Consider the following 3,779-nt stretch of genomic DNA (forward strand, 5'->3'; position numbering starts at 1 on the left):
GCCCGACCTGTCGGCCCTGATGCGCGGCGCGGGCGGCGGGGTTGCCCTTGCGCTTCGCGCCCTTGGCCTTCTTGGCGGCCTTGCGGCCCGCGGCCGACTTCGCGCGCAGCGCCCCACCGGGCCCACCGAGGCCGCCGGCCATCTGCTTCATGACCTTGCGCGCCTCCTCGAACCGGTCGAGGAGCTGGTTGACCTCGGTGACTGTCACCCCGGAGCCGCGGGCGACCCGCGCCTTGCGGGAGGCCTGCAGGATGCGCGGATCGTCACGCTCAGCGGGCGTCATCGACCGGATGATCGCCACCACTCGATCGACGTCCCGGTCGTCGATCTGGGCGAGCTGATCCTTCATCTGCCCCATGCCGGGCAGCATCCCGAGCAGGTTGGCGATCGGCCCCATCTTGCGGACGGTGAGCATCTGCTCGAGGAAGTCGGAGAGGGTGAACTCGGAGGCGGCCATCTTCGCCGCCAGCTGTTCGGCCTGCTCGGCCTCGAATGCCTTCTCGGCCTGCTCGATGAGGGTGAGGACATCGCCCATCCCGAGGATGCGCGAGGCCATCCGCTCGGGGTGGAAGACGTCGAAGTCGTCCAGCGCCTCACCGGTGGAGGCGAACATGATCGGACGGCCGGTCAGGTGCGCGACCGACAGCGCGGCACCGCCACGGGCGTCACCGTCGAGCTTGGTGAGCACCACCCCGGTGAAGCCCACCCCGTCGGCGAACGCCTGCGCGGTGGTGACGGCATCCTGGCCGATCATGGCGTCGACGACGAACAGGATCTCGTCCGGGGACGTCACGTCCCGGATGTCGGCGGCCTGGCGCATCATGTCGGCGTCCACGCCGAGCCGGCCCGCGGTGTCGACGACGACCACGTCGTGCAGGCGGCGGCGGGCATGCTCCACGGCGGCGCGGGCGACCGCGACCGGGTCGCCCACGCCGTTGCCGGGCTCGGGCGCGTACACGTCCACACCGGCCTGGCCGGCGACGACCTGAAGCTGCGTGACGGCGTTCGGGCGCTGCAGGTCGGCGGCGACGAGCAGGGGGGTGTGACCCTGCTCCTTCAGCCACCGGCCGAGCTTGCCGGCCAGCGTCGTCTTGCCCGTCCCCTGCAGGCCCGCCAGCAGGATGACGGTGGGTGGCGTCCGGGCGAACCGCAGGGTGGTCGTCCCGCCGCCCAGGATCGTGACCAGCTCCTGGTTGACGATCTTTATGACCTGCTGGGCGGGGTTCAGCGAGGTCGAGACCTCCTCGCCCCTGGCCCGCTCCCGAACGGCGCCGACGAAGGCCCGGACCACCGGCAGAGCGACGTCGGCCTCCAGCAACGCCACCCGGATCTCCCGGGCGGTCGCACTGATGTCGGCCTCGGACAGCCGCCCCTTGCCACGCAGTGACGAGAAGGCCTTGTCGAGACGGCTGGACAGGGTGTCGAACACGCGCACACTCCGGGATCGCTGGCGGACCGCAACTCTCAGGGTACGCACCCACCGGCCCGGACCGGAGCCGGACCGCTCGGCAACGCCCCGCCCGACGGAACCACAAAGATCACCAAGCCCCGGCGAGGCGCACCCACACGACGATCACAGGCGGACCCGCCGTGATCTCCGCCCTCCACACCGAGGATGGTGGGGACACCTCGCCGGACGTCGTCCATCCCGGCCGTCGCCACCGACCGGGAGTGAAATCCTCACCCCGGCACTGTAGGTCGCGGCATGCGGGTACGGAAGAAGCTTCGGCGCCGGACCCAGTGGCCACACCGTGGTCCCCGGCCTGGTTCTACCGGCTCACCTGCTGTGTTGCGTTGTACGTTCCGATGTTGCGTTTCAGGACTTTGTCGCCCACGTGTCGCGGCTCAGTCCGGCGGGTCCCCGAGCAGCGCGTCGACGAACGCCTCCGGCTCGAAGGGCGCGAGGTCGTCCGGACCCTCCCCCAGGCCGATCAGCTTCACGGGGACACCGAGCTCCCGCTGTACGGCGATCACGATGCCGCCCTTGGCGGTGCCGTCGAGCTTGGTCAGCACGACCCCGGTGATGTCCACCGCCTGAGTGAAGACCCTGGCCTGCTCGACCGCGTTCTGGCCGGTGGTCGCGTCCAGCACCAGCAGCACCTCGTCGACGGGGCCGAGCTTGGCGACCACCTTCTTGATCTTGGAGAGCTCGTCCATCAGGCCGGTCTTGGTGTGCAGACGGCCCGCGGTGTCGATCACCACCGTGTCGACGCCGTCGCTGATCCCCCGCTTGGCCGCCTCGAAGGCCACCGACGCCGGATCGCCGCCCTCGCTGCCGCGCACCGTGTACGCCCCGACCCGGCTGCCCCAGGTCTCCAGCTGGTCGGCGGCGGCGGCCCGGAAGGTGTCCGCCGCGCCCAGCACGACCCGCCGGCCATCCGCCACGAGAAGACGGGCGATCTTTCCGCAGGTCGTGGTCTTGCCGGTGCCGTTCACCCCGACGACGAGGATGTTCGCCGGCCGGCCCTGCGCGAACGCCTGAACCGTGCGGTCGGTGCTGGTGCCGATCTGGGCAAGCAGCTCGTCGCGCAGCAGGACGTGGACGTCCGCGGGCCGGCGCGCGCCGAGGACCTTCACCTTCGTCCGCAACGACGCGACCAGCTCCTCGGTGGGCGTGACGCCGACGTCCGCGACCAGCAGGGTCGTCTCGACGTCCTCCCAGACCTCCTCGTCGAGGTTGTCCCCGGACAGCAACAGCAGCAGGCCACGGCCCAGGCTGCTCTGGGAGCGGGCCAGACGCGCGCGCAGCCGCACCAGCCGGCCCGCGGCCGGGGCCGGCACCTCCAGCTCCGGTACCTTCTCCAGCTCCAGCTCGTACAGCCCGGTCTCGGCCCCGGTCGGGGGCGCGGGAATATCAAGGTCGGCCGGGAGATCGACCGTGTCGACCGTCCGGCGGGGGGAGTCCCGCGGCACCTCGGCGTCGTCACCCACCCCGGGCGGGTAGTCCGTCCCTGGCTGCGGCCGGTCGGGGGCGTGGCCGGGGGCTGCGGTGCCCGCCCGCCCGCGGCGGCGGGTGCCCACCACCAGGCCAGCGGCCGTGACGACGGCGAACACGACGATCGCGATAATGATGAGGACGTACTCCACGCCTTCGATCCTGGCAGACCAGGCGTGCTGTGCTCAGGCCGAGGCTCAGGCGGAGGCGCGCTCGCGCAACCGCTGGCTGATCACCGTGGTGACCCCGTCACCACGCATCGCCACTCCGTAGAGCGCGTCAGCGATCTCCATCGTGCGCTTCTGGTGGGTGATGACAATCAACTGGGATTTCTCCCGCAGCCCCTCCAGCGCCTCCAGCAGGCGGCCGAGGTTGCGGTCGTCGAGAGCCGCCTCGACCTCGTCGAGGACGTAGAACGGCGACGGGCGGGCCCGGAAGATCGCCAGCAGCAGCGCAATCGCCGTCAGCGACCGCTCTCCACCGGACAGCAGCGACAGCCGCTTGACCTTCTTGCCCGGCGGCCGGGCCTCCACCTCGATACCCGTCGTGAGCATGTCGTCGGGGTCGGTCAGGACGAGCCGGCCCTCACCGCCGGGGAAGAGAGTCGCGAAGACCGTCTCGAACTCCCGCGCGGTGTCCGCGAACGCCGCCCGGAAGACCTCCCGCACCCGCTCGTCGACCTCCGCGACGACCAGCAGCAGGTCACGACGGGTGTTCTTGATGTCGTCGAGCTGGGTGGAGAGGAACGCCGCACGCTCCTGCAGCGCCTCGAACTCCTCCAGCGCCAACGGGTTGACCTTGCCCAGACGGTTCAGCTGCTTCTCCGCGGCGGCCGCCCGCGCCG

The 3,779-nt window shown here is 71.2% G+C and carries 3 protein-coding genes; all 3 read right to left on the minus strand.

The features are described 5' to 3' along the window. Window positions 1-1,429 (minus strand): signal recognition particle protein (gene ffh / locus CM1CMNOD_RS17090; RefSeq protein WP_131774082.1); only part of this gene is annotated, 1,429 nt, incomplete at its 3' end. Window positions 1,430-1,845: 416 nt separating this feature from the next. After that, on the minus strand, window positions 1,846-3,087 hold the full coding sequence (gene ftsY / locus CM1CMNOD_RS17095) for a signal recognition particle-docking protein FtsY (protein WP_013874837.1): 1,242 nt from the start codon (window positions 3,085-3,087) through the stop codon (window positions 1,846-1,848). Between the two features lie 45 nt (window positions 3,088-3,132). Beyond that, window positions 3,133-3,779: AAA family ATPase (locus CM1CMNOD_RS17100; RefSeq protein WP_165490494.1), on the minus strand; the 647-nt coding region annotated here is incomplete at its 5' end.

It is taken from the genome of Protofrankia symbiont of Coriaria myrtifolia (genome assembly GCF_900634755.1).
Taxonomy (GTDB): Bacteria; Actinomycetota; Actinomycetes; order Frankiales; family Frankiaceae; genus Protofrankia; species Protofrankia coriariae.